The sequence below is a fragment of the Ramlibacter tataouinensis TTB310 genome, assembly GCF_000215705.1.
Classification (GTDB): domain Bacteria; phylum Pseudomonadota; class Gammaproteobacteria; order Burkholderiales; family Burkholderiaceae_C; genus Ramlibacter; species Ramlibacter tataouinensis.
Genome location: NC_015677.1, coordinates 334,023 through 355,041 on the forward strand (window position 1 = coordinate 334,023; position 21,019 = coordinate 355,041).

The following is a 21,019-nucleotide window of genomic DNA, read 5'->3' on the forward strand; positions in this document are numbered from 1 at the left end:
GGGAGCGGGCTATAATCTGCGGCTTCGCCTCATGGGCGGAGCCTTTTATCAACCTTCTTTCGCCGTCCTCCTTCGGGAAGACGCCAAACGCAGAAGCCAATTGAAGCGGCTGCGGCGGAAGCAACGGAGCAACAACATGAGTCTGAGCAACTCCCTTGGATTGCTGGGCCGCAAGGTGGGCATGATGCGCCTGTTCACCGATGACGGGGACGCCGTTCCCGTCACGGTGGTGGACGTGTCCGGCAACCGCGTGACCCAGGTCAAAACCCAAGAGAACGACGGTTACGTGTCCCTGCAGGTCACGTTCGGTTCGCGCAAGCCCTCGCGCGTGACCAAGCCGCTGGCCGGCCACCTCGCCAAGGCGGGCGTGGAGCCCGGCGAGATCATCCAGGAATTCCGCGTCACGCCGGAAACCGCCGGCAAGTACGCCGCGGGCGCCACGCTGCCCGTGACCGACGTGTTCGCCGTGGGCCAGCGGGTCGACGTGCAGGGCACCTCGATCGGCAAGGGCTACGCCGGCACCATCAAGCGCCACAACTTCAGCTCGCAGCGCGCCTCGCACGGCAACTCGCGTTCGCACAACGTGCCCGGCTCGATCTCCATGGCGCAGGATCCCGGCCGCGTGTTCCCCGGCAAGAGGATGACCGGCCACATGGGCGACGAGACCGTCACCACCCAGAACCTGGACGTGATCCGCATCGACGAGGCCCGCCAGCTGCTGCTGATCAAGGGCGCCGTGCCCGGCTCGCGTGGCGGTTTCGTCACCGTCCGTCCGGCCGTCAAGGGCCAGCCGAAGCCGGCCGCCGCCACGACCGCGAAGGGAGCGAAGTAATGCAGCTCGAACTCCTGAACGAGCAGGGCCAGGCCGCGTCCAAGTTCGACGCGCCCGAGACCGTGTTCGGCCGTGAATACAACGAGGACCTGGTGCACCAGGTCGTGGTCGCCTTCCAGGCCAATGCCCGCCAGGGCACGCGCGCCCAGAAGGACCGGCAGATGGTCAAGCACTCGACCAAGAAGCCGTTCAAGCAGAAGGGCACGGGCCGCGCCCGCGCCGGCATGACCTCCTCGCCGCTGTGGCGCGGCGGCGGCCGCATCTTCCCGAACAGCCCGGAAGAGAACTTCACGCAGAAGATCAACAAGAAGATGTACCGCGCCGGCATGGCGTCCATCTTCTCGCAGCTGGCCCGCGAAGGCCGCCTGGCGGTGGTCGACTCGATCAAGGTCGACTCGCCCAAGACCAAGGCGCTGGCGGCCAAGTTCAAGGCCATGAACCTGGACTCCGTCCTGGTCATCGCCGAAGAGGTCGACGAGAACCTGTACCTCGCCTCCCGCAACCTGGTGAACGTGCTCGTGGTCGAGCCGCGCTTCGCCGACCCGCTGTCGCTGGTGCACTACAAGAAGGTGCTGGTCACCAAGGGCGCCATCGACAAGCTCAAGGAGATGTTCGCATGAGCCGTGTGAACCCCACCCCCGCCGAACGCAAGTTCGACGAAGGGCGCCTGATGCAGGTGCTGGTCGCTCCCATCGTCTCCGAGAAGGCGACGCATGTGGCCGACAAGACCAATGCCGTGACCTTCAAGGTGCTGCAGAACGCCACCAAGCCCGAGATCAAGGCGGCCGTCGAACTGATGTTCAAGGTCGAGGTCAAGGGCGTCTCCGTGGTCAATACCAAGGGCAAGAGCAAGCGCTTCGGCCGCTCGATGGGCCGCCGCGACAACGTGCGCAAGGCCTACGTGACGCTCAAGCCGGGCCAGGAGCTCAACCTGTCCGGGGAGGCCGCTTAAATCATGGCAGTCATCAAGATGAAACCGACCTCGCCCGGCCAGCGCGCCGTGGTCAAGGTCTCGCGCGACCACCTGTACAAGGGTGAGGCGTACGCGCCCCTGCTGGAGCCGCAGTTCCAGAAGGCCGGGCGCAACAACAACGGCCACATCACCACCCGCCACAAGGGCGGCGGCCACAAGCACCACTACCGCGTGGTGGACTTCCGCCGCAACAAGGACGGGATCCCGGCCAAGGTCGAGCGCGTCGAGTACGACCCGAACCGCACGGCGCACATCGCCCTGGTGTGCTACGCCGACGGCGAGCGCCGCTACATCATCGCCCCGCGCGGCCTGGAAGTCGGCGCGACGCTGCTGTCCGGCGCCGAGGCCCCGATCCGCGCCGGCAACACGCTGCCGATCCGCAACATCCCGGTGGGCTCGACCATCCACTGCATCGAGCTGCAGCCGGGCAAGGGCGCGCAGATCGCTCGCTCGGCCGGCGCCTCGGCGACGCTGCTGGCCCGCGAGGGTACCTACGCCCAGGTGCGCATGCGCTCGGGCGAGGTGCGCCGCATCCACATCGAGTGCCGCGCGACGATTGGCGAGGTGGCGAACGAAGAGCACAGCCTGCGCCAGCTCGGCAAGGCCGGCGTCAAGCGCCACATGGGCATCCGCCCGACGGTGCGCGGCGTGGCCATGAACCCGATCGACCACCCGCACGGCGGTGGCGAGGGACGCACCGGCGAAGGCCGCGTCCCGGTCGATCCCTGGGGCAACCTGACCAAGGGCTACCGCACCCGCAACAACAAGCGCACGCAGGTCATGATCGTGTCGCGCCGCAAGAAGTAAGGGGTAAGGAGCAATGACTCGTTCTCTGAAAAAGGGTCCCTTCGTCGACCATCACCTGGTGGCCAAGGCCGACAAGGCCGTGACGACCAAGGACAAGAAGCCGATCAAGACCTGGTCGCGCCGCTCGATGATCCTGCCCGAGTTCATCGGGCTGACGATCGCCGTGCACAACGGCAAGCAGCACGTGCCGGTCTACATCACCGACCAGATGGTGGGCCACAAGCTGGGCGAATTCGCCCTGACGCGCACCTTCAAGGGCCACCCCGCGGACAAGAAAGTCCAGAAGAAGTAAGGAAAGACCATGGAAACACGTGCAGTCCTTCGGGGCGTCCGTCTGTCGGTCGACAAGGGCCGGCTGGTCGCCGACCTGATCCGCGGCAAGAAGGTGGACCAGGCGCTGAACATCCTGAACTTCACGCAGAAGAAAGCTGCGGTGATCGTCAAGAAGGTGCTGGAGTCCGCGATCGCGAACGCCGAGCACAACGACGGCGCCGACATCGACGAGCTGAAGGTCAAGACCATCTACGTGGAGCAGGGCGCCACGCTCAAGCGCTTCACGGCGCGCGCCAAGGGCCGCGGCAACCGCATCAGCAAGCCCACGTGCCATGTGTACGTGACGGTCGGCAACTGAGGCTAGGAAGAACATGGGACAGAAAATCCATCCGACCGGCTTCCGTCTTTCGGTCAGCCGCAACTGGGCCAGCCGCTGGTACGCCAACAACCGCGACTTCGCCGGCATGCTGGCCGAGGACATCAAGGTCCGCGACTACCTCAAGACCAAGCTGAAGAACGCCGCGGTCTCGCGCGTGCTGATCGAGCGTCCGGCCAAGAACGCCCGCATCACGATCTACTCCGCCCGCCCGGGCGTGGTGATCGGCAAGAAGGGCGAGGACATCGAGAACCTGAAGAAGGAACTCGCCACCCGCCTGGGCGTGCCGGTCGCGGTCAACATCGAGGAGGTGCGCAAGCCCGAGGTCGATGCCCAGCTGATCGCCGACAGCATCACCCAGCAGCTCGAGAAGCGCATCATGTTCCGCCGCGCCATGAAGCGCGCCATGCAGAACGCGATGCGACTGGGCGCCCAGGGCATCAAGATCATGTCCGCCGGCCGCCTGAACGGCATCGAGATCGCCCGCACCGAGTGGTACCGCGAAGGCCGCGTGCCGCTGCACACGCTGCGCGCCGACATCGACTACGGCTTCTCGGAGGCCAAGACCACCTATGGCGTCATTGGCGTCAAGGTCTGGGTCTACAAGGGCGACACGCTGGGCCGCAACGACGCGCCTTCGCTGGACTCGACGCCGCGCCCCGAGGGCGAGGAGCGCCGCGGTCCGCGCGGCCCGCGTCGTGACGGCGACCGCCGCGGCGGTCCCGGCGGCGACCGCCGTGGTCCCCCGTCGCGCGGCCCCCGTGGCGGCGGCGCCGGCACCACGAATGCCGCGCCGGCCGACGGCAGCGACAAGCCGCAAGAAGCAACCCCAGGTGCAGACGCACCGAAACCTGCCGTTAAGCGCGTCCGCAAAGTCGCCGCGCCGGCCACGGGCACTGCCGCCCCGGCCGACGGCAAAGGAGAGTAAACATGCTGCAACCCGCTCGCCGCAAATTCCGCAAAGAGCAGAAGGGCCGCAACACCGGCATCGCCACCCGGGGCAACTCGGTGGCCTTCGGTGACTTCGGCCTGAAGTCCACCGACCGCGGCCGCCTGACGGCGCGCCAGATCGAGGCCGCGCGCCGCGCGATCTCCCGCCACGTCAAGCGCGGCGGCCGCATCTGGATCCGCGTGTTCCCGGACAAGCCGATCTCCACCAAGCCGGCCGAGGTCCGCATGGGCAACGGCAAGGGCAACCCCGAATACTACGTCGCCGAGATCCAGCCGGGCAAGGTGCTGTACGAGATCGTGGGCGTGCCCGAGGAGTTGGCGCGCGAGGCGTTCAAGCTGGCCGCGGCCAAGCTGCCGCTGCGCACCACGTTCGTGGCCCGCATGATCGGCTCGTGATTCAGGAGTGATGAAATGACCAAAGCTGCTGAACTGCGCCAGAAGGACGTTGCCGGCCTGGAAGCCGAAGTGAAGGAACTGCAGAAGGCCCATTTCGGCCTGCGCATGCAGAAGGCCACGCAACAGTTGAACAACACCGGCTCGCTGCGCGTGACGCGCCGCGACATCGCCCGCGCCAAGACCATCCTGGCGCAAAAGCGTGCCGAAAAAACTGCCTCGAAGTAAGGAAGCGACCATGACGGAAGCCAAACCCTCCCTCAAGCGCACCCTGGTCGGCAAGGTGGTCAGCGACAAGCGCGCCAAGACCGTGACGGTGCTGGTCGAGCGCCGCGTCAAGCACGAGCTCTACGGCAAGATCGTGGCCAAGTCGAGCAAGTACCACGCGCACGACGAGAGCGGCCAGTTCCACCTGGGCGACGTGGTCGAGATCACCGAGAGCCGGCCCATCTCCAAGACCAAGAACTGGGTCGCGACCCGCCTCGTTGAAAAGGCTGCCGAGGTCTGAGGACCCCGGCTGCACAGCCCCGCGAAACGGCCCACAATGTGGGCCGTTTTTCTTTCCAAACCCACCAGGAGAAACCGATGATCAAGGTTGGAGACAAGCTGCCCGCCGTCACGCTGCAGGAGTACTCAGAGGTCGAGGGAGAGGGCTGCAGCATCGGCCCGAACCCGGTCGACGTGGCCAAGGCCAGCGCCGGCAAGACCATCGCCGTCTTCGGCCTGCCCGGCGCCTTCACGCCCACCTGCTCGGCCAAGCACGTGCCGGGCTATGTCGAGAACGCCTCGCAGTTCAAGGCCGCCGGCGTCGACGAGATCTGGTGCCTCAGCGTCAACGACGCCTTCGTGATGGGTGCCTGGGCGCGCGACCAGAAGACCGCCGGCAAGGTGCGCATGCTGGCCGACGGCAGCGCCGAGTTCGCCAAGGCCACCGGCCTCACCCTGGACCTGGCCGGCCGCGGCATGGGCCTGCGCAGCACCCGCTACTCCATGCTGGTCAAGGACGGCAAGGTGGCCGCGCTCAACATCGAGGCGCCCGGCAAGTTCGAGGTCAGCGACGCGCAGACGCTGCTGGCGCAAGCCAAAGGCTGAGGCATTACAAGTCGACCTTGAGGTAGTGCGCCCCAGCGATCGGGTTGTGGTAGTAGGGCGGGATGCTCCTGAAGCCCAGGTCCACGTACAGCGCCCGGGCCGCCTCCATGTCGTCCAGCGTGTCCAGCAGCACGCAGGCGTAGCCGGCCGCCCGCGCCGCGTCCAGCGTGGCCTCGGCCAGCTGGCGGCCCAGCCCCAGGCCGCGGTAGGCCCGGCGCACGTACAGGCGTTTCATCTCGGCGGCATTGGGGTAGTCGGCCGCGTCCAGCGGGCGCAGGGCGCAGCAGCCGGCCACCGCGCCATCGACCAGCGCCAGCAGCAGGGCGCCACGCGGCGCGGCGTACTCGCCGGGCAGCTGGGCCAGCTCCTCGTCGAAGTGCTGGAAGCACAGGTCCACCCCCAGGCCGTCGGCGTATTCGCGGAAGATCCCGCGCACGGCGTCCATCCCATCCCGGCCGGCGGGGGAGACAAGCCGGATCAGCGAAGCCTCGATCGATTCCAAGGAAAGGTACTGCAGGCGTGGTGACCAGCGGCCAGTTTAGCCGCTGCGCCGGCGGCTGGGTGCGCTGCAGCTCTACAGCGTCACCAGGCCGTACACCGCCGCCGAGCTCAAGGCCAGCAGCAGCAGGGCGACCACGCGGACCACGGCGTCGTCACGCGAGGAGGCGGCCGGCCGGGCCACCCGCTTGTCGCCATGCACCATGGGGCCGACCAGGTTGTCCTTGCGGGCCCAGAGGTAGTAGAGGATGGCGAGCACGTGCAGCGCCACCAGCGCCACCAGGATCCACTGGCCCACGTCCTTGTGGAACCAGGTGGCCGCCAGGCCCAGGTCGGTCGGGACGAAGCGGTTGAGGGGCCCGGTGAAGGCGATCTCGTCGTCGCCCACCAGGCCGGTGGCCACCTGCGCCAGCAGCGCCAGCAGCATCGCCAGGACCGAGGCCGCGCCCAGCGGGTTGTGGCCGATCAGGTGGTCGGGATGGGCGCGGCCGCGCAGGTAATTGACCACGCTGGACGGTGCGTAGAGGAAGGAGGCGAAGCGCGACCAGCGCCCGCCCACCACGCCCCACGCCAGCCGGAACAGCAGCAGGGCCAGCACGGCGTAGCCCAGGCGCGCATGCCACTCGATCTGCGAGCCGGGCAGGTACGCGGTCAGGAAAAGCCCGGCGACGCACAGCACCAGGGCCCAATGGAAGAAGCGCGTGGGCAGGTCCCAGACGCGCACCGTGTTGTTCCGACCGCCTTCCTGCATGTTGTTCCTCCGATGAAGCTGGAGCGCCCGATTGTGCTTGTTCTTGTGCTGGCCTCGCGCTCCCGGTAGATTCCCGCTGTCGGCGCCGGCCGCGTCAGCGACGAAGGCCGCCCGTCACCCTCATTCAGGAGTAGGAACACCCCCATGAAAGCCATCGCCTCCCTCGTCGCCGCTGCGGCTGCCGCCCTGCTGGCCCTGCCGGCCTCGGCGCAGAACTTCCAGAAACCGGAAGACGCGATCAAGTACCGCCGCGGCGCGTTCTCCGTGCTGGGGCCGCATTTCGCGGCGCTGGGCGCCATGGTGAACGGCCGCGCGCCGTTCGACGCCAAGGCGGCGGCGCGGCACGGCGAGGTGCTGGCCGTGGTGTCCACCCTGCCGTGGACGGCTTTCGGCCCGGGTACCGACAAGGGCGACACCAAGGCCAAGCCTGAGATCTGGACCGAGCAGGCCAAGTTCAAGGAAGGCGCCGACAAGATGCAGGCCGAGATGGCCAAGCTCGTGGCCGCCACCAAGACCGGCAACCTCGACAGCATCAAGGCCAGCTTCGGCCCGGCGGCCGGCACCTGCAAGGCCTGCCACGACGCCTACCGCGGCAGCTGAGAGCCTACGCTTCGGCGAGCAGTTGCTCGATCAGCCGGTGCAGTTCCGCGAAGTCCGGCTCGCCGATGTAGCGCTTCACGATCTCGCCGCGCTTGTTGACGATGTAGGTGGTGGGGGTGAGCTTGACGTCGCCCCAGGCCCGCGCCACCGCGCCGGTGTTGTCGATCGCCACCTTGAACGGCAGCTTGCGCGTCTGCGCATAGTTCACCACGTAGCTGGGCGGGTCGTAGCTCATGGCCACCGCCAGCGTGTCGAAGCCGCGCGAGCGGTACTTGTCGTAGGTCGCCACGATCTCCGGCATCTCGGCGACGCAGGTGGTGCAGCTGGTGGCCCAGAAGTTGACCAGCGTCACCTTGCCCTTGAGGTCGGCCGTGGTCTTGCTCGAGCCGTCCAGCAGGACGAAGGTGGAGGCCGGCGCGGGCGTGGCGCCCGAGCCCAGGTAGAGGGCGGCGCCGGCCGCCACCATGGCGGCGGCGGCCACGCCGATCAATGCTTTTTTCGTCGCAGGTGAGGCCATGGTGGCGGGCAGTGTAGTGCCGGTGTGACCCGGCTGCAGGCGGTAAGTTCGCGACTCCCTCAGGCGGCGGCCAGCAGCACCCGCACCAGCTCGGAGGGCGCGCTCACCATGGGATCGTGCCCGGTCTGCAGCTCCACCACGCGCGCGCCGCCCCCCGAGCGCCAGACGCCGGACCAGAAGCCGGCGTCCGCCATGCGCGGGCGGATGGAGTCGATGGTGGCCAGCGCCGGCGCCACGCAGCTGACGAAGGTGCGCCGCACCGACGCGACCCGCTGGGTGTCGAAGTCCAGCGGCGCGGTATAGGTGTGGCCCGGGTGCGGCGTCTGGCGGCGCCGGACCCAGGCATGGTCGGCACCGGCCAGGCCGAACACCTGCGGGTCCGGCGGCGGCATGCCGTGATCGGGCGAGGCCTGCGCCGCGGCGATGCGCGCCTCGCGCGTGGCGCTGCCGTGCGTGCTGCTCCAGCTCTCGCCCGGCTTGGGCACCACCGCGTCCACGTACACCAGGTGGCGCAGGCGTGCGGTCATGCGGTCGGCGACTGCCGTGCCCAGCATGCCGGCGTAGGAGTGCACGGCCAGCACCACGTCCTGCAGTTCCTCGGCCTCGATCACGCCCATCACGTCGGCGATGTGCGTCTCCAGCGTGATGGCCGGCGACAGCAGGTGGGCGCGCTCGCCCAGCCCGGTCAAGGTGACGGCGTGCACCCGGTGGCCGGACGCCGCCAGCGGCTGCACCACCCGCTGCCAGCACCAGCCGCCGTGCCAGGCCCCGTGGACGAGAACGAAGTTGGCCATTCAGATCACCTTGCCCTGCTGCAGCGCTTCGATGCGCGCCGCATCCCAGCCTAGCAGCTCGCGCAGCACTTCGCCGGTGTGCTGGCCCAGCAGCGGCGGCGGCCGCTCCCGCCGCACCGGCGTGGCGCCGAGCTTGAGCGGGCTGGCCACCAGCCGCAGGCCGGGCCGCAGCGGATGCGCCCATTCGTCGACCATGCCGCGCTGGTTCACCTGCGGGTCGGCGAACACCTCGGCCAGGTTGTTGATGGCGCCGCAGGGCACCTTGGCCGCCTCCAGCTCGGCCAGCCAGCGCGCCTTGGGCCGGGTCTTCATCAGGGCTTCGAGCAGCGGCACCAGCACGGCGCGGTGGCGCACCCGGTCCTGGTTCTTGGCGAAGCGCGGGTCGGCCGCCAGCTCGGGCCGGCCCGCGACCTCGCAGAACTTGGCGAACTGGCCGTCGTTGCCCACTGCCAGGATGATGTGGTCGGGCGAACCGTCCGTAGCCGGCGCCACCTCGAACACCTGGTAGGGAACGATGTTCTGGTGCGCGTTGCCGGCGCGGCCCGGCACCTGGCCGCTGACCAGGTAGTTGGCCCCCAGGTTGGCCAGCATGGCCACCTGCGTGTCCAGCAGGGCCATGTCGATGTGCTGGCCCTCGCCGGTGCGCTCGGCATGGCGCAGCGCCGCCAGCACGGCCACGGTGGCGTACAGGCCGGTGAACAGGTCGGCCACGGCCACGCCCACCTTCTGCGGGCCGCCGCCGGCATCGTCGCGCTCGCCGGTCACGCTCATCAGCCCGCCCATGCCCTGCACCGCGTAGTCGTAGCCGGCGCGCTCGCGGTAGGGGCCGGTCTGGCCGAAGCCGGTCACGCTGCAGTACACCAGGCGCGGGTTGACCGCGCGCAGGCTGGCCCAGTCCAGGCCGTAGCGCGCCATGTCGCCGACCTTGAAGTTCTCCACGAACACGTCGCAGTGCGCCGCCAGCTCGCGCACCAGCGCCTGGCCGGCCGGCTGGGCGATGTCGCAGGTGAGCGAGCGCTTGTTGCGGTTGGCGCCCAGGTAGTAGGCCGCCTCCTGGGTGTCGCGGCCCTGCGCGTCCTTCAGGAAGGGCGGGCCCCAGCCGCGGGTGTCGTCGCCGCTGCCCGGGCGTTCGACCTTGATCACGTCGGCGCCCAGGTCGGCCAGGGTCTGGGTGCACCAGGGACCGGCCAGCACGCGGGACAGGTCGAGCACGCGGATGCCATCGAGTGAGTTCATGGCGCGATTGTCGCCCCACATAATCGGGCCATGGTGCTCTCCCGCCGGGACGCGGTGGTGGTCTTCCTGGCCTTCGCGTTCGCCTACTTCTTCTCGGCGCTTGTGCGCGCCATCACCGCCACGCTGGCGCCGACGCTGACCCAGGAGTTCGCGCTCAGCGCGCGGGAACTGGGCCTGCTGGCTGGCGGCTACTTCCTCGGTTTCTCCGCCATGCAGCTGCCGCTGGGTTCCTGGCTGGACCGGCATGGCCCCAAGCAGGTGATCCTGGGCTTCCTGCTGGTCGCGGTGGCCGGCTGCATCGCCTTCTCGCTCGCGGCCAGCTTTTCCACCCTGCTGGCGGCGCGCATGCTGTGCGGCGTGGGGGTGGGCGCCTGCCTGATGGCGCCGCTCACCGGCTTCCGGCGCTGGCTCACGCCGGCGGCGCAGCTGCGCGCCAATTCCTGGATGCTGATGACCGGCTCGCTGGGCATGGTGGCGTCCACGCTGCCGGTGCAGTGGCTGGTGCCCGCGGTGGGCTGGCGGCCCCTGTTCTGGGGCCTGGCGGCCTGCATCCTGCTGGCCATGGGGCTGATCGCCTGGAAGGTGCCGGCCTGGGCGCCCGCCACCGCTTCCACGGGCCAGGGCGGCGGCTATGCCGAAGTCTGGTGCCATCCCTACTTCCGGCGCCTGGCGCCCATCGGCTTTTTCAGCTATGGCGGCATGGTCGCCATGCAGACCCTGTGGGCCGGGCCGTGGATGGTGCGGGTGGCCGGCTACGAGCCGCTGCAGGCGGCCGCCGGCCTGTTCACCATCAACCTGGCCATGCTCTGCACCTTCTGGAGCTGGGGCGTTCTCACCCCCTGGCTGGCCGCGCGCGGCTGGGGCACGGACCGGCTGATCGCCTGGGGCCTGCCCTCCAGCTTCGCCGTGCTGGCCTTCATCCTGGCGGCCGGCGAAGGCGCTGGCGCCTGGTCCTGGGCCCTGTTCTGCATGACCTGCACCGTCGTCGCGCTGGCCCAGCCCGCGCTGGGCCTGGCCTTTGCGCCGGCGCTGGCCGGCCGCGCGTTGTCGGCGTACAACCTGGTCATCTTCGCCGGCGTGTTCGTGATCCAGTGGGGCATCGGCCTGGGCATCGACGGTTTTGCCGCGCTGGGCCTGCCGGTCAAGGACAGCTTTCGCGCGGCGCTGGCGTTGTACCTGGGTTGCAGCCTGGCCTCGTGGGCGTATTTCGTGCTGAGCAGGCCGGATAATTCCCGTCAATGAACGCCATCCTCCTGATCGGCCACGCACCGCTGGCGCACGCGCTGCGGCAATGCGCGCTGCACGTCTTCCCGGACTGCGGCGCCAGCGTGGCTGCCATCGATGTGCAGCCCAACCTGTCGCCCGAGGAAACGCTGGCCACCGCCCGCATCGCCATGGAGCAGCTGTCGCGGCAGCCGCAGGTCAAGGGCGTGCTGGTGCTCACCGACATCTTCGGCGCCACCCCCAGCAACGTGGCGCAGAAGCTGGTGGACGGCGTGCGCTCGCGGCTGATCACCGGCGTCAACCTGCCCATGCTGCTGCGCGCGGTCAGCTACCGCCACGAGCCGCTGGACGCGCTGGTGGCGCGCGCGGTCACCGGCGGCACCCAGGGCGTGATGCAGGTGGCCGTCAGCGCGCCGCAGCACCAGCCCCAACGCAACCATGATCAAGACAAGTACGACCATCAGCAATAAGCTGGGCCTGCACGCCCGCGCCTCGGCCAAGCTCACCAAGCTGGCGGGCAGCTTCCCCTGCGAGGTCTGGATCAGCAAGGGCGAGCGGCGCGTCAACGCCAAGAGCATCATGGGGGTGATGATGCTGGCCGCCGGCATCGGCAGCCAGGTCACGCTGGAGACCGAGGGCCCGCGCGAGCAGGAGGCGATGGACGCGCTGCTGGCCCTGATCAACGACAAGTTCGGGGAAGGGGAATGACTTTCTCGATCCACGGCCTCCCCGTCGCGCGCGGCATCGCCATCGGCCGCGCCGTGATCATGGGCGGGCGCGTGGACGTGGCGCACTACTTCGTCGAGCCCACCCAGGTCCAGGCCGAGATCGCCCGCGTGCGCGACGGCCGCGACGCCGTGATCGAGGAGATCCACCGGCTGCAGCAGACCATCGCCGGCATGGGGCCGAAGGAGGCGCCGCACGAGCTGACGGCGCTGCTGGACGTGCACCTGATGCTGCTGCAGGACCAGGACCTGATCGACGGCGTCAAGCACTGGATCACCGACCGGCTCTACAACGCCGAATGGGCGCTGACCACCCAGCTGGAGGTGCTGTCGCGCCAGTTCGACGAGATGGAGGACGAGTACCTGCGCGAGCGCAAGGCCGACCTGGAGCAGGTGGCCGAGCGCATCCTGCGCTACATGAAGGGCGTGGCCGCGCCGGTGGCGCCCCGGCGTCCGGCAGGCCAGGCGCGCCAGCAGGACCTGCTGCTGGACGGCACGGTGGACGTGCCGCTGGTGCTGATCGCGCACGACCTGTCGCCGGCCGACATGCTGCAGTTCAAGCAGAGCGTGTTCGCCGGCTTCGTGACCGACGTGGGCGGCAAGACCTCCCACACCGCCATCGTGGCGCGCAGCATGGACATCCCGGCCGTCGTGGGCGCGCGCTCGGCCAGCCAGCTGGTGCGCCAGGACGACTGGGTGATCATCGACGGCGATGCCGGCGTGATGATCGTCGACCCTTCGCCCATCATCCTGGCCGAGTACGGCTTCAAGCAGCGCCAGGCCGAGCTCGAGCGCGGCCGGCTGGCGCGCCTGAAGCACACGCCGGCGGTGACGCTGGACGGGCAGCGGGTGGAGCTGCTGGCCAACATCGAGCAGCCCGAGGACGCGCACGGCGCCCTGGCCGCCGGCGCGGTGGGCGTGGGGCTGTTCCGCAGCGAGTTCATGTTCATGGGCCGCCAGGGCCGGTTGCCGGGCGAGGAGGAGCAGTACCAGGCCTACCGCCGCGCCGTCGAGGGCATGCAGGGCCTGCCGGTGACCATCCGCACCATCGACGTCGGGGCCGACAAGCCGCTGGACGAATCGCGCCGCGACGCGGCCCACCTCAACCCGGCCCTGGGCCTGCGCGCCATCCGCTGGAGCCTGGCCGACCCGGCGATGTTCCTGACCCAGCTGCGCGCCATCCTGCGCGCGGCGGCGCACGGCAAGGTGAACATGCTGATCCCCATGCTGGCCCACGCGAGCGAGATCCGGCACACGCTGTCGCTGATCGATTTCGCCCGCGCCGAGCTGGACAACCGCGGCCTGGCCTACGGCCCGGTGTCGCTGGGCGCGATGATCGAGATCCCGGCGGCGGCGCTCACGCTCAAGATCTTCCTCAAGTACTTCGACTTCCTGTCCATAGGCACCAACGACCTGATCCAGTACACGCTGGCGATCGACCGGGCCGACGAGTCGGTGGCCCACCTGTACGACCCCTGCCACCCGGCCGTGCTGCGCCTGGTGGCCGAAACCATCGCCGAGTGCCAGGCGCAGGGCAAGCCGGTCAGCGTGTGCGGCGAGATGGCCGGCGACGTGACGCTGACCCGGTTGCTGCTGGGGCTGGGTCTGCGCAGTTTCTCCATGCATCCGGCGCAGATCCTGGCCGTCAAGCAGGAGGTGCTGCGCGCCGACACCGGCCGCCTCAAGGCCTGGGCCGCCCAGGTCCTGGAGGCCGAGGACCCCGGCAAGCTCCTGGGCTGACGCCGGCGCGGCCCGGAATGGGCCCGAATGGCTGTCAAGCTTGCCAGGGGGGCAGCTCAGCCATGGCCTTCCTGCGTCGATACTGGCGGCCTGCCGCCGCCAATGGCGGTGGATGCGCCAGTCAAAGGGGAGCACGTGCCAGTGAGCACCTATTCTTGGGACCCGCCGGGCAGGGCCGCCACCGACGCGGCCCCTGCGGCCGCCGATGAGCCGGCGTCCCCGCTGGCCCTCCTGAACCCGCGCCGCCACCTGGCGGCCGCGATCGGCTGGTCGGTGTTCGCCGTGGTGACCGTGGCGGGCGCGGGCGCGGCGCACTGGGTGGGCCGGGCCGCCGAGCAGCAGGTGCGCTGGGGCAGCGAACAGCTGGTGCTGCAGCTGGCCAACCAGACCCGGCAGACCCTGGCCGACAGCCTGGACAACCGTTTGTCCATCGTGCAGGCCACGGCGGCGCAGATCAAGGCGGCCGGCGACACCGGCGCGGCGGCGCTGCGCGCATCCCTGGCGTCGGTGCAGTCGCAGTTCCCGGAGTTCGCATGGCTGGGCCTGGCGGACGCCGCCGGCATCGTGGTGGCGGCCACCGGCGGGCTGCTCGAAGGAAAGGACGTGTCCGGGCGGCCCTGGTTCCAGGCGGCCGCGGCCGGCCCCTGGCTGGGGGACGTGCACCGGGCCCTCATGCTGGAGAAGCAACTGCCCATGGCGCCGGACGGCCAGCCGCTGCGCTTCGTGGACGCGGCCGTTCCCCTGCACGACGCGAACGGCCGGCGCCTGGTCCTGGGTTCGCACCTGGCCTGGCGCTGGGTCGAAGACCTGCAGGCGGCCTCGCTGCGGGCGCTCAGCAGCCACGAGCAGCTGGAGCTGATGCTGGTGGCGGCCGACGGCGCGGTCCTGACCGGTCCCCTGCCCTGGCAAGGGCGCATGCTCCATGCCGAGCAGGACCTGACCGAGGCCGGGCGCTACATCGTGGGCCAGGCCCGGCACGAGCCGCAGGCGGGCAGCCCCGGCCTGGCGTGGACCGTGGTGGTGCGCCAGCGCAGCGACTCCGTGCTGCGGCCGGCCCGCCAGGCCCAGCGTGCCGCGTTCAGCACGGTGCTGGGGGCGGCCCTGCTGGCGGCCGGGCTGGCCATCGCCGCGACGCTGCTGCTCACGCGCCGGCTGACCCGGCTGGCCGCACACGCCCAGGCGGTGCATGACGGCCGCGCCGACCGGCTTCGCCCGATCGGCGGCATCGACGAGGTCGCGCGCATAGGCGCCACGCTCGCGGCGGCCGTGTCCCAGCTGCAGGAGGAAAAGCGCGCCCTGCAGTCGCTCAACGGCGCCCTGGATGCCAAGGTGGCCGAACGCACGCGCCGGGTGGAGCGGTTGGCCTTGCGCAACAAGCAGGTGGCCGTGGTGCGCGAGCGCCTGCGGCTGGCGCGCGACATCCACGACTCGCTGGCCAACTCCCTGCTGGCGCTGCTGAACGACATCCGCCTGATGCGGGTGCTGCGCCGCCAGGGCCGCATGGACGATTTCGACCAGCGCCTGGCGTCCGCGGAGTCGGCCGCCTCGCGCGGCCTGGGCGAGGCGCGCGCGGCCATCACGCAGATGCGGCACAACAACGTGGGCGAGGCGGGCCTGGCCGCCGCCCTGAAGGAACTGCTGGTGCGCTTCAGCGAGCGCACCGGCATCGCCCACACGCTGGACCTGCCGCCGGGCGAGCTGCCCATCGCCACGGCCACCGCCGAGGTGGTGTTCCGCATCGCCGAGGAGGCGATCCGCAACGTCGAGCGGCATGCCTGCGCGCGCTCGCTGCAGGTCACGCTCGCGCCCGCGGGCGGCGGTGCGGTACGGCTCACCCTGGCCGACGACGGCGTGGGCTTCGACACCGCCGTCGGCAAGTCCGGCCACTACGGCCTGCAGGGCCTGCGCGAGCAAGCAGCACTCGTGGGCGGCGATCTGGGCGTCGACAGCCGGCCCGGCGCGGGCACGCGCGTCACCCTGAGCTTCCCGCCCGGCTAGCGCGTTTCCCCGCCTCCTCCCCCCCGGCCCGCATGCCCAGCACGGCCGCGCCGATGATCAAGGCGGCCGCCACGGCGATGCTGCCGGTCAGCGGCCGGCCCGTCACCCCCAGCAGCAGCACGGTGGAGGCCAGCGGCGTCAGGTAGCTCAGGATGCCGATCTGCCGCGCGTCGCCGGTCTTGAGCGCCTTGTCCCACAGGAAGAAGGCCGCGCCCAGCGGCCCCAGCCCCATGGCCGCCAGCAGCGCCCAGTCGCGCGCGGACAGCGCCGTGACCGGCTCCAGCGCCCAGTGGCAGGCCAGCGAGAGCAGGCCCGATACCAGGCCGAACAGGCCGATGGCCGCGGTGGGGAAAGCCGCCACGCGCCGCGTCGCCAGCGAGTAGCTGGCCCAGATGAAGGCCGAGCCCAGCGCCGGCAGGTAGCCCCAGGACCAGGCGCCGCGCACGCCATCCCCCGCGCTGCCCAGGATGGCGATGGCCGCGCCGGCGAAGCCGGCCAGCGCCGCGGCCACGTGCGCCGCCCGCAGCCGCAGGCCGGGCAGGAACAGCGGCGCCAGCACCACGATCAGCAGCGGCCAGAGGTAGTTGACCAGGTTGGCCTCCACCGGCGGCGCCAGGCGCAGCGCCACGAACAGCAGGAAGTGGAAGCCGAACAGGCCATAGATGCCCAGGGCCAGCGTGCGCGGCGGCACGCGCCACTGGCGTGCCAGCGGCCAGGCCGGCACGCTGCCGATCACCAGCGCGATGCCGGTGAGCAGGAAGGGCGGCAGGTGCGAGAGCGAGACGCCCAGCGTGGCGATGGAGGCCCACAGGGCGATGGCGCCCAGGGCATACAGGTTGGCATGCATGCCGCGAGCGTAATGCCTGGCGCGGCCCGGGGCCGTGGCTTCAGCGCCCGAGCCGGGCCAGCACGTCCTCGGCCTCCTGCAGGTCGCGCCCGTACTCCGTCAGGTAGCGGTCCCGCTCCTCGCTGGACCATTCGGCCGGCGAGAAGCTGTCGGCGGCGTAGCGCCGGCTGGTGTGCACCAGGCCGGACAGCCGCTGCATCATCGCCCGGTCGGGGAAGGTGTCGGGCTGCAGCAGGAAGCCCTCCACGTCCACCAGCTTGAGCGGGAAGGCGGGCGACTTGTCGCGCAGCAGCGCGCCAAACAGGTTGAGCCGGAACTCGGCGGGGCCGGCCGGCACCTCGCCGTTGAACTGCAGCAGCGCCACGGGCTGGTCGTTGGCGTCGAACACGCGGCCGCTGACCACGTAGCGGCCGGCCACCCGCACCTGGGCGCCCAGGTAGAAGTTGAGCGAGCCGCGCTCCAGCGCCTCGCGCGCCCCGCCTGTCCAGGTGGCGGGCACCAGCGGCTGGTAGACCACGTCGAAATGCGCCACGCCGGCCTGGCCCTGGGCCTGCACCTGGGCCAGCACGCGGATGGTGCCGGCCTGCTGGGCGAAGCCCTGGGCCTGCGGCGTCAGGCGGGCGCTGTAGCGGCCGTCGCCGGCGGCCTCGTCGGCGCCCGCGCCGTCGTCGGTGAAGGCGAGCGGGGCTTCGACGATGGTGATCAGGGCCGTGGTGTCGGGAACGCTGCGTGCCGCGGCGCGCTCGACCACCAACGGCAGGCTGCGGCCGTTCTCGTCCACCGCCTCCACGGTGAACCGCACCGACTCGCCGCCGCTCAGGAACACGCGTTCTTGGGTGGTGCGCAGCCGCACGCCCCCGGGCGCCCGGCCCTGGGCGTTGCGCAGTGGCTTGTCCTCGGCCACCGGCTCGAACGGGCGCACCTGGTCCGGGTGCTCCGCCAGCGGCCGCGATTCGGGCGGGTAGCGCGTGGCCTCGCGGTAGCGGGTGTAGACCTCCTCGGCGCGGTCGTAGCGCGCCTGCCACAGCGTGCGCTGCTGCGCGCGCGCCGCGCGCGCAGCAGCGCCGAAGGCCTCGGGTGCGCTGGCGCCGGAAGCGGGCGAGGGCGCGGCCGCACTGGCACCGCCGGCGTTTCCGGCTGCGGCCAGGGACGCCTCGCTGCCGCGGGCCTGCGTGTCATGGCCCCACCAGGCCAGCAGCGCCGCGCCGGCCGCCACGGCGAAGGCCGCGGGCCAGCGCCTGCGCAGCGTCCGTCTCAATCCATCCCGCATGCGCGCCGGTCCTGCTGGTGCGCCATCCGTGCCATCGAATGGTTCGGTATCAGCGGGCGTTGGTGACCATGTCGGCCCGCACCTTGGACACCACGCCGGCCCAGTTGCCCCGGGTGTAGTGGTCCAGCGACTCGCTGTCGTCGCGGAAGCGCACCGAGTGGTAGGCCCACTTGGCGCGGCCACCCTCGTTGGCCGCGGTGCCCAGGGTCAGGTCGTTGCACAGCCAATCGGTGGGGTTGCAGTAGCTGCCGCCGCCCGAGCCGGACACGCCCCCGGCCGAGTGGTAGGCCACGGCCTCGTCGTCCTGGCCGGCCAGGATGCCCGAGTACAGCGTGCCCTTGGCGCCGGCGTACATGTAGAACCACTTGGCGCGGGTCTGGTTGTGGTCGTACATCGCGCGGGCGGTGGAGGTCTTGAGGTCCGAGGTGAGCGGGTCCGACACCGCCCAGCTGCCGGCGTCCGCCAGCTCGCTGCCGCCGGCCGCGCCGGCCGCGATGTTCACCCACTTGATGTTCCAGCCGGTCTGGGTTCCGCCGGTGTCGCCGCACACGCCGGAGCTGCTGGGCGCGGCGTTCTTCACGTTGCGCGTGCTGCCGCCGTACAGCGACAGGGCATAGCCGATCTGCAGGTCGCCGGCGCTGTGCGCCGCGACGTAGCACCAGTTGGCGCCGGTGCAGTAGCAGTCCAGCGCGTCGCGTATGCGGGCGTTGGTGGTGCTGATGCGGCCATAGCCGTCCCAGTTGACCGATTTCTTGTTGACGCCGGCCTCGGTACTGCCCGGGCCCCAGTAGGTGAAGTCGGCGTGGTTGCCCACGGCGCCGCCGCCGGTGCGGCCGTTGATCCAGAGCGAGTAGTTGGTGGCCAGGGCGCCGCCGGCGAGGCAGGCGAGGGCGCCGGCCAGGGCGATCCAGCGGCGCGAGCGAGACTGGGGCATGGTTTCCTCCCGTGTTGTGTTCTGTACCGCGGCCATTGTTCGCGGACGGAACCCGGCCCGGGATTGGTGGAAACACCGGGCGCGCCGGAGTTCGAAGGGTGCTACCGATTTGGCTTTATTTCCCCCCCCCCTTTTCCCCCCGCCCCTCTTCGCCCCCGCCGGGGCGAAGAGGGGAGCTTTGATTTGGTTTCGTCGCACCGGCTACGCCACTACAGGCCACCGTCGCCACCTCCGCGCGCGTCACGGCCCGGGCGCTGCAGTCCTAGGAATGGCTGCCCGACCAGCGCGCAGCCGCGAGCCAGCGCGCAAGCGCGGCTGGCTCGCAAGGGGAAGCCAGCATCCCCTCTTCTTGTCTCGTCCTGGCCAGCGCTTCGCGCGGCCAGCGGCTCCGAGCCTGCCAGCGTCGAAGCGCGTCCAACAGCAGGTTCGCGCCGGGGGGAGAAGGGGGAGAAGGCGAGGAGCTCCTGCAGCCTACAAGCAGGCCAGCACCACTATCCGCCGCGCGGCGTCTCAGGCCACGCCGGCCGCGTGCGCCTGCTGGTCGGCGTGGTAGCTGGAGCGCACCATGGCGCCGACGGCGGCGTGGGAAAAGCCCATCTCGTAGGCCTTGGCCTCGAACATCCTGAAGGTGTCCGGGTGCACGTAGCGCCGCACCGGCAGGTGCGAGGTGGAGGGCGCCAGGTACTGGCCGATGGTGAGCATGTCGATGCCGTGCGCGCGCATGTCGCGCATGACCTCCAGGATCTCCTCGTCGGTCTCGCCCAGGCCCACCATCAGCCCGCTCTTGGTCGGCACCGTGGGGTGCAGCGCCTTGAACTTCTTCAGCAGGTTCAGGCTGAAGCGGTAGTCGGAGCCGGGCCGCGCCTCCTTGTACAGGCGCGGGATGGTCTCCAGGTTGTGGTTCATCACGTCCGGCGGCGCGGCCTTGAGGATCTCCAGCGCGCGGTCGTCGCGGCCGCGGAAGTCGGGCACCAGGATCTCGATGGTGGTGCCGGGCGAGAGCTCGCGCGTGCGGCGGATGCAGTCCACGAAGTGCTGGCTGCCGCCGTCGCGCAGGTCGTCCCGGTCCACGCTGGTGATGACCACGTACTTGAGCTGGAGGCGGGCGATGGTGCGCGCCAGCATCGAAGGCTCGCTGGCGTCCAGCGGGTCCGGCCGTCCGTGGCCCACGTCGCAGAACGGGCAGCGGCGGGTGCACTTGTCGCCCATGATCATGAAGGTCGCCGTGCCCTTGCCGAAGCACTCGCCGATGTTGGGGCAGGACGCTTCCTCGCACACCGTGTGCAGGTTGCTTTCGCGCAGGATCTGCTTGATCTCGTAGAAGCGCGTGGTGGGCGAGCCGGCGCGCACGCGGATCCACTCGGGCTTCTTCAGCAGCTCGCCCTGCTCCACCTTGACCGGGATGCGCGACAGCTTGGCCGCGGCCTTCTGCTTGGCCAGCGGGTTGTAGGCCTCGGTGGCCTGGGCCTCGCGCACGACGGGGTTGGAGCTCATGGTGTGTGTCCTTCAGGGCGCCAGCAGCACGGCCAAGTGACGGCTCAGCCTTTGCGCGGCCTCGTCCCAGGGGAGGGAGACGCCGATTGTAGAAAGGTCCACCGTCCGCAGCCCGGCATGGCCGCAGGGGTTGATGCGGGAGAAGGGTTCCAGGTCCATGGCCACGTTCAGCGCCAGGCCGTGGTAGGTGCAGTGGCGGCTGACCTTGATGCCCAGGGCGGCGATCTTGCCCAGCCCTTCGAAGGAACTCCCTTCCCCTTTAGGGGATGGCTGGGGTGGGGGCAGGCGCGCATGGGCGAAGGGATCGTCCAGGCGCACGTAGATCCCCGGCGCGCCGGCCACCCGGTGCCCGGTCACCCCCAGGCCGGCCAGGGTGCGGATGACGGCCTCCTCCAGGCGGTAGACGTATTCCTTGATGAAGTAGCCGGCGCGCCGCAGGTCGATCAGCGGGTAGGCCACCACCTGGCCGGGGCCGTGGTAGGTGACCTGGCCGCCGCGGTCGGTGGCGACCACCGGGATGTCGCCGGGCAGCAGCAGGTGCTCGGGCCTGCCGGCCAGGCCCTGGGTGAACACCGGCGGGTGTTCGCACAGCCACAGCTGGTCGGGCGTGTCCGCCGCACGGGCGGCGGTGAAGGCCTGCATGGCCCGGTACGTGGCCAGGTAGCCGACCCGCCCGCGTACCTGCGGCTCCATG

At 70.5% G+C, this 21,019-nt stretch carries 27 protein-coding genes; 17 read left to right on the forward strand and 10 right to left on the reverse strand.

Translation table 11 applies throughout. The features are described from left to right. Nucleotides 1–136 precede the first annotated feature (136 nt). From rplC to RTA_RS01680, 11 genes are all read left to right on the forward strand, one after another. Nucleotides 137–832: a 50S ribosomal protein L3 gene (gene rplC / locus RTA_RS01630; protein ID WP_013899629.1), complete on the forward strand. Its 696-nt coding sequence runs from the start codon at nt 137–139 to the stop codon at nt 830–832. Beyond that, entirely contained in the window at nt 832–1,452 is a 621-nt protein-coding gene (rplD, locus tag RTA_RS01635) for a 50S ribosomal protein L4 (RefSeq protein WP_013899630.1), read from the forward strand. Before rplC ends, rplD begins: the two co-directional genes overlap by 1 nt. Continuing rightward, nucleotides 1,449–1,784 (forward strand): 50S ribosomal protein L23, encoded by a 336-nt coding sequence (gene rplW, locus RTA_RS01640; protein WP_013899631.1) that lies wholly within the window; start codon nt 1,449–1,451, stop codon nt 1,782–1,784. Before rplD ends, rplW begins: the two co-directional genes overlap by 4 nt. Nucleotides 1,785–1,787: 3 nt before the next feature. Beyond that, nucleotides 1,788–2,612, forward strand: coding sequence for a 50S ribosomal protein L2 (gene rplB, locus RTA_RS01645; RefSeq protein WP_013899632.1), 825 nt, complete (start codon nt 1,788–1,790; stop codon nt 2,610–2,612). A 13-nt stretch (nt 2,613–2,625) separates the two neighbouring features. Further along, entirely contained in the window at nt 2,626–2,904 is a 279-nt protein-coding gene (gene rpsS, locus RTA_RS01650) for a 30S ribosomal protein S19 (RefSeq protein ID WP_013899633.1), read from the forward strand. 9 nt (nt 2,905–2,913) lie between these two features. Further along, the gene (rplV, locus tag RTA_RS01655; RefSeq protein WP_013899634.1) at nt 2,914–3,243 is read left to right on the forward strand and encodes a 50S ribosomal protein L22; all 330 of its coding nucleotides are present in this window, start codon (nt 2,914–2,916) and stop codon (nt 3,241–3,243) included. A gap of 13 nt (nt 3,244–3,256) precedes the next feature. Beyond that, entirely contained in the window at nt 3,257–4,189 is a 933-nt protein-coding gene (rpsC, locus tag RTA_RS01660) for a 30S ribosomal protein S3 (RefSeq protein ID WP_013899635.1), read from the forward strand. 2 nt (nt 4,190–4,191) lie between these two features. Beyond that, nucleotides 4,192–4,608 carry a 50S ribosomal protein L16 gene (gene rplP, locus RTA_RS01665; RefSeq protein WP_013899636.1) on the forward strand — a complete coding sequence of 139 codons (417 nt, stop codon included), beginning with the start codon at nt 4,192–4,194 and terminating at the stop codon, nt 4,606–4,608. A gap of 15 nt (nt 4,609–4,623) precedes the next feature. Continuing rightward, nucleotides 4,624–4,833, forward strand: a complete 210-nt coding sequence (rpmC, locus tag RTA_RS01670; protein WP_013899637.1) for a 50S ribosomal protein L29 — start codon at nt 4,624–4,626, stop codon at nt 4,831–4,833. A 10-nt stretch (nt 4,834–4,843) separates the two neighbouring features. Then, on the forward strand, nt 4,844–5,113 hold the full coding sequence (gene rpsQ / locus RTA_RS01675) for a 30S ribosomal protein S17 (protein ID WP_013899638.1): 270 nt from the start codon (nt 4,844–4,846) through the stop codon (nt 5,111–5,113). 77 nt (nt 5,114–5,190) lie between these two features. Next, nucleotides 5,191–5,697 (forward strand): peroxiredoxin, encoded by a 507-nt coding sequence (locus RTA_RS01680; protein WP_013899639.1) that lies wholly within the window; start codon nt 5,191–5,193, stop codon nt 5,695–5,697. A 4-nt stretch (nt 5,698–5,701) separates the two neighbouring features. Here the strand turns inward: RTA_RS01680 and RTA_RS01685 are convergent, their stop codons facing one another. Together RTA_RS01685 and RTA_RS01690 are read right to left on the reverse strand one after the other, a co-directional pair. Further along, nucleotides 5,702–6,142, reverse strand: a complete 441-nt coding sequence (locus tag RTA_RS01685) for a GNAT family N-acetyltransferase (protein ID WP_013899640.1) — start codon at nt 6,140–6,142, stop codon at nt 5,702–5,704. A 129-nt stretch (nt 6,143–6,271) separates the two neighbouring features. Then, on the reverse strand, nt 6,272–6,946 hold the full coding sequence (locus tag RTA_RS01690; RefSeq protein WP_013899641.1) for a cytochrome b/b6 domain-containing protein: 675 nt from the start codon (nt 6,944–6,946) through the stop codon (nt 6,272–6,274). A 144-nt stretch (nt 6,947–7,090) separates the two neighbouring features. Between RTA_RS01690 and RTA_RS01695 the strand changes: the two genes are divergently transcribed. Then, nucleotides 7,091–7,546: a c-type cytochrome gene (locus tag RTA_RS01695; protein WP_013899642.1), complete on the forward strand. Its 456-nt coding sequence runs from the start codon at nt 7,091–7,093 to the stop codon at nt 7,544–7,546. Nucleotides 7,547–7,550: 4 nt separating this feature from the next. Here the strand turns inward: RTA_RS01695 and RTA_RS01700 are convergent, their stop codons facing one another. The 3 genes from RTA_RS01700 to RTA_RS01710 are packed head-to-tail and all read right to left on the reverse strand — an operon-like array spanning nt 7,551 to nt 10,093. Further along, on the reverse strand, nt 7,551–8,063 hold the full coding sequence (locus RTA_RS01700; RefSeq protein ID WP_041674954.1) for a TlpA disulfide reductase family protein: 513 nt from the start codon (nt 8,061–8,063) through the stop codon (nt 7,551–7,553). Between the two features lie 59 nt (nt 8,064–8,122). Next, nucleotides 8,123–8,857, reverse strand: coding sequence for an alpha/beta fold hydrolase (locus tag RTA_RS01705; protein WP_013899644.1), 735 nt, complete (start codon nt 8,855–8,857; stop codon nt 8,123–8,125). Next, nucleotides 8,858–10,093, reverse strand: a complete 1,236-nt coding sequence (locus tag RTA_RS01710) for a CaiB/BaiF CoA transferase family protein (RefSeq protein ID WP_013899645.1) — start codon at nt 10,091–10,093, stop codon at nt 8,858–8,860. A gap of 30 nt (nt 10,094–10,123) precedes the next feature. Here RTA_RS01710 and RTA_RS01715 point away from each other — a divergent pair, with 30 nt between their 5' ends. From RTA_RS01715 to RTA_RS01735, 5 genes are all read left to right on the forward strand, one after another. After that, nucleotides 10,124–11,335, forward strand: coding sequence for an MFS transporter (locus RTA_RS01715; protein WP_041674955.1), 1,212 nt, complete (start codon nt 10,124–10,126; stop codon nt 11,333–11,335). Beyond that, complete coding sequence (locus RTA_RS01720; RefSeq protein WP_013899647.1) at nt 11,332–11,787, forward strand: PTS sugar transporter subunit IIA; 456 nt, start codon at nt 11,332–11,334, stop codon at nt 11,785–11,787. Before RTA_RS01715 ends, RTA_RS01720 begins: the two co-directional genes overlap by 4 nt. Then, nucleotides 11,756–12,025, forward strand: a complete 270-nt coding sequence (locus tag RTA_RS01725; protein WP_013899648.1) for an HPr family phosphocarrier protein — start codon at nt 11,756–11,758, stop codon at nt 12,023–12,025. Before RTA_RS01720 ends, RTA_RS01725 begins: the two co-directional genes overlap by 32 nt. After that, nucleotides 12,022–13,782: a phosphoenolpyruvate--protein phosphotransferase gene (ptsP, locus tag RTA_RS01730; RefSeq protein WP_013899649.1), complete on the forward strand. Its 1,761-nt coding sequence runs from the start codon at nt 12,022–12,024 to the stop codon at nt 13,780–13,782. Before RTA_RS01725 ends, ptsP begins: the two co-directional genes overlap by 4 nt. Nucleotides 13,783–13,923: 141 nt before the next feature. Continuing rightward, the gene (locus RTA_RS01735; RefSeq protein WP_013899650.1) at nt 13,924–15,780 is read left to right on the forward strand and encodes a sensor histidine kinase; all 1,857 of its coding nucleotides are present in this window, start codon (nt 13,924–13,926) and stop codon (nt 15,778–15,780) included. On the opposite strand, the gene RTA_RS01740 is transcribed toward RTA_RS01735, so the two are convergent. The 5 genes from RTA_RS01740 to lipB form a co-directional block, all read right to left on the reverse strand. Continuing rightward, the gene (locus tag RTA_RS01740; protein WP_013899651.1) at nt 15,755–16,627 is read right to left on the reverse strand and encodes a DMT family transporter; all 873 of its coding nucleotides are present in this window, start codon (nt 16,625–16,627) and stop codon (nt 15,755–15,757) included. The two genes, RTA_RS01735 and RTA_RS01740, sit on opposite strands and share 26 nt — an antisense overlap. Before the next feature lie 40 nt (nt 16,628–16,667). Next, nucleotides 16,668–17,885 carry a choice-of-anchor X domain-containing protein gene (locus RTA_RS01745; RefSeq protein ID WP_049871203.1) on the reverse strand — a complete coding sequence of 406 codons (1,218 nt, stop codon included), beginning with the start codon at nt 17,883–17,885 and terminating at the stop codon, nt 16,668–16,670. Between the two features lie 61 nt (nt 17,886–17,946). Continuing rightward, nucleotides 17,947–18,831 (reverse strand): hypothetical protein, encoded by an 885-nt coding sequence (locus RTA_RS01750; RefSeq protein ID WP_013899653.1) that lies wholly within the window; start codon nt 18,829–18,831, stop codon nt 17,947–17,949. A 510-nt stretch (nt 18,832–19,341) separates the two neighbouring features. Beyond that, nucleotides 19,342–20,325 (reverse strand): lipoyl synthase, encoded by a 984-nt coding sequence (gene lipA, locus RTA_RS01755; RefSeq protein WP_013899654.1) that lies wholly within the window; start codon nt 20,323–20,325, stop codon nt 19,342–19,344. A gap of 12 nt (nt 20,326–20,337) precedes the next feature. Continuing rightward, nucleotides 20,338–21,018 carry a lipoyl(octanoyl) transferase LipB gene (gene lipB / locus RTA_RS01760; protein ID WP_013899655.1) on the reverse strand — a complete coding sequence of 227 codons (681 nt, stop codon included), beginning with the start codon at nt 21,016–21,018 and terminating at the stop codon, nt 20,338–20,340. Nucleotide 21,019: the final 1 nt, after the last annotated feature.

Excerpts from the sequence above, each read along its gene's own strand:
- rplC (WP_013899629.1), top strand. The coding sequence starts at position 137 with ATGAGTCTGAGCAACTCCCTTGGATTGCTGGGCCGCAAGGTGGGCATG.
- rplD (WP_013899630.1), top strand. The coding sequence starts at position 832 with ATGCAGCTCGAACTCCTGAACGAGCAGGGCCAGGCCGCGTCCAAGTTC.
- rplW (WP_013899631.1), top strand. The coding sequence starts at position 1,449 with ATGAGCCGTGTGAACCCCACCCCCGCCGAACGCAAGTTCGACGAAGGG.
- rplB (WP_013899632.1), top strand. The coding sequence starts at position 1,788 with ATGGCAGTCATCAAGATGAAACCGACCTCGCCCGGCCAGCGCGCCGTG.
- rpsS (WP_013899633.1), top strand. The coding sequence starts at position 2,626 with ATGACTCGTTCTCTGAAAAAGGGTCCCTTCGTCGACCATCACCTGGTG.
- rplV (WP_013899634.1), top strand. The coding sequence starts at position 2,914 with ATGGAAACACGTGCAGTCCTTCGGGGCGTCCGTCTGTCGGTCGACAAG.
- rpsC (WP_013899635.1), top strand. The coding sequence starts at position 3,257 with ATGGGACAGAAAATCCATCCGACCGGCTTCCGTCTTTCGGTCAGCCGC.
- rplP (WP_013899636.1), top strand. The coding sequence starts at position 4,192 with ATGCTGCAACCCGCTCGCCGCAAATTCCGCAAAGAGCAGAAGGGCCGC.
- rpmC (WP_013899637.1), top strand. The coding sequence starts at position 4,624 with ATGACCAAAGCTGCTGAACTGCGCCAGAAGGACGTTGCCGGCCTGGAA.
- rpsQ (WP_013899638.1), top strand. The coding sequence starts at position 4,844 with ATGACGGAAGCCAAACCCTCCCTCAAGCGCACCCTGGTCGGCAAGGTG.
- RTA_RS01680 (WP_013899639.1), top strand. The coding sequence starts at position 5,191 with ATGATCAAGGTTGGAGACAAGCTGCCCGCCGTCACGCTGCAGGAGTAC.
- RTA_RS01685 (WP_013899640.1), bottom strand. The coding sequence starts at position 6,142 with ATGGACGCCGTGCGCGGGATCTTCCGCGAATACGCCGACGGCCTGGGG.
- RTA_RS01690 (WP_013899641.1), bottom strand. The coding sequence starts at position 6,946 with ATGCAGGAAGGCGGTCGGAACAACACGGTGCGCGTCTGGGACCTGCCC.
- RTA_RS01695 (WP_013899642.1), top strand. The coding sequence starts at position 7,091 with ATGAAAGCCATCGCCTCCCTCGTCGCCGCTGCGGCTGCCGCCCTGCTG.
- RTA_RS01700 (WP_041674954.1), bottom strand. The coding sequence starts at position 8,063 with ATGGCCTCACCTGCGACGAAAAAAGCATTGATCGGCGTGGCCGCCGCC.
- RTA_RS01705 (WP_013899644.1), bottom strand. The coding sequence starts at position 8,857 with ATGGCCAACTTCGTTCTCGTCCACGGGGCCTGGCACGGCGGCTGGTGC.
- RTA_RS01710 (WP_013899645.1), bottom strand. The coding sequence starts at position 10,093 with ATGAACTCACTCGATGGCATCCGCGTGCTCGACCTGTCCCGCGTGCTG.
- RTA_RS01715 (WP_041674955.1), top strand. The coding sequence starts at position 10,124 with ATGGTGCTCTCCCGCCGGGACGCGGTGGTGGTCTTCCTGGCCTTCGCG.
- RTA_RS01720 (WP_013899647.1), top strand. The coding sequence starts at position 11,332 with ATGAACGCCATCCTCCTGATCGGCCACGCACCGCTGGCGCACGCGCTG.
- RTA_RS01725 (WP_013899648.1), top strand. The coding sequence starts at position 11,756 with ATGATCAAGACAAGTACGACCATCAGCAATAAGCTGGGCCTGCACGCC.
- ptsP (WP_013899649.1), top strand. The coding sequence starts at position 12,022 with ATGACTTTCTCGATCCACGGCCTCCCCGTCGCGCGCGGCATCGCCATC.
- RTA_RS01740 (WP_013899651.1), bottom strand. The coding sequence starts at position 16,627 with ATGCATGCCAACCTGTATGCCCTGGGCGCCATCGCCCTGTGGGCCTCC.
- RTA_RS01750 (WP_013899653.1), bottom strand. The coding sequence starts at position 18,831 with ATGCCCCAGTCTCGCTCGCGCCGCTGGATCGCCCTGGCCGGCGCCCTC.
- lipA (WP_013899654.1), bottom strand. The coding sequence starts at position 20,325 with ATGAGCTCCAACCCCGTCGTGCGCGAGGCCCAGGCCACCGAGGCCTAC.
- lipB (WP_013899655.1), bottom strand. The coding sequence starts at position 21,018 with ATGGAGCCGCAGGTACGCGGGCGGGTCGGCTACCTGGCCACGTACCGG.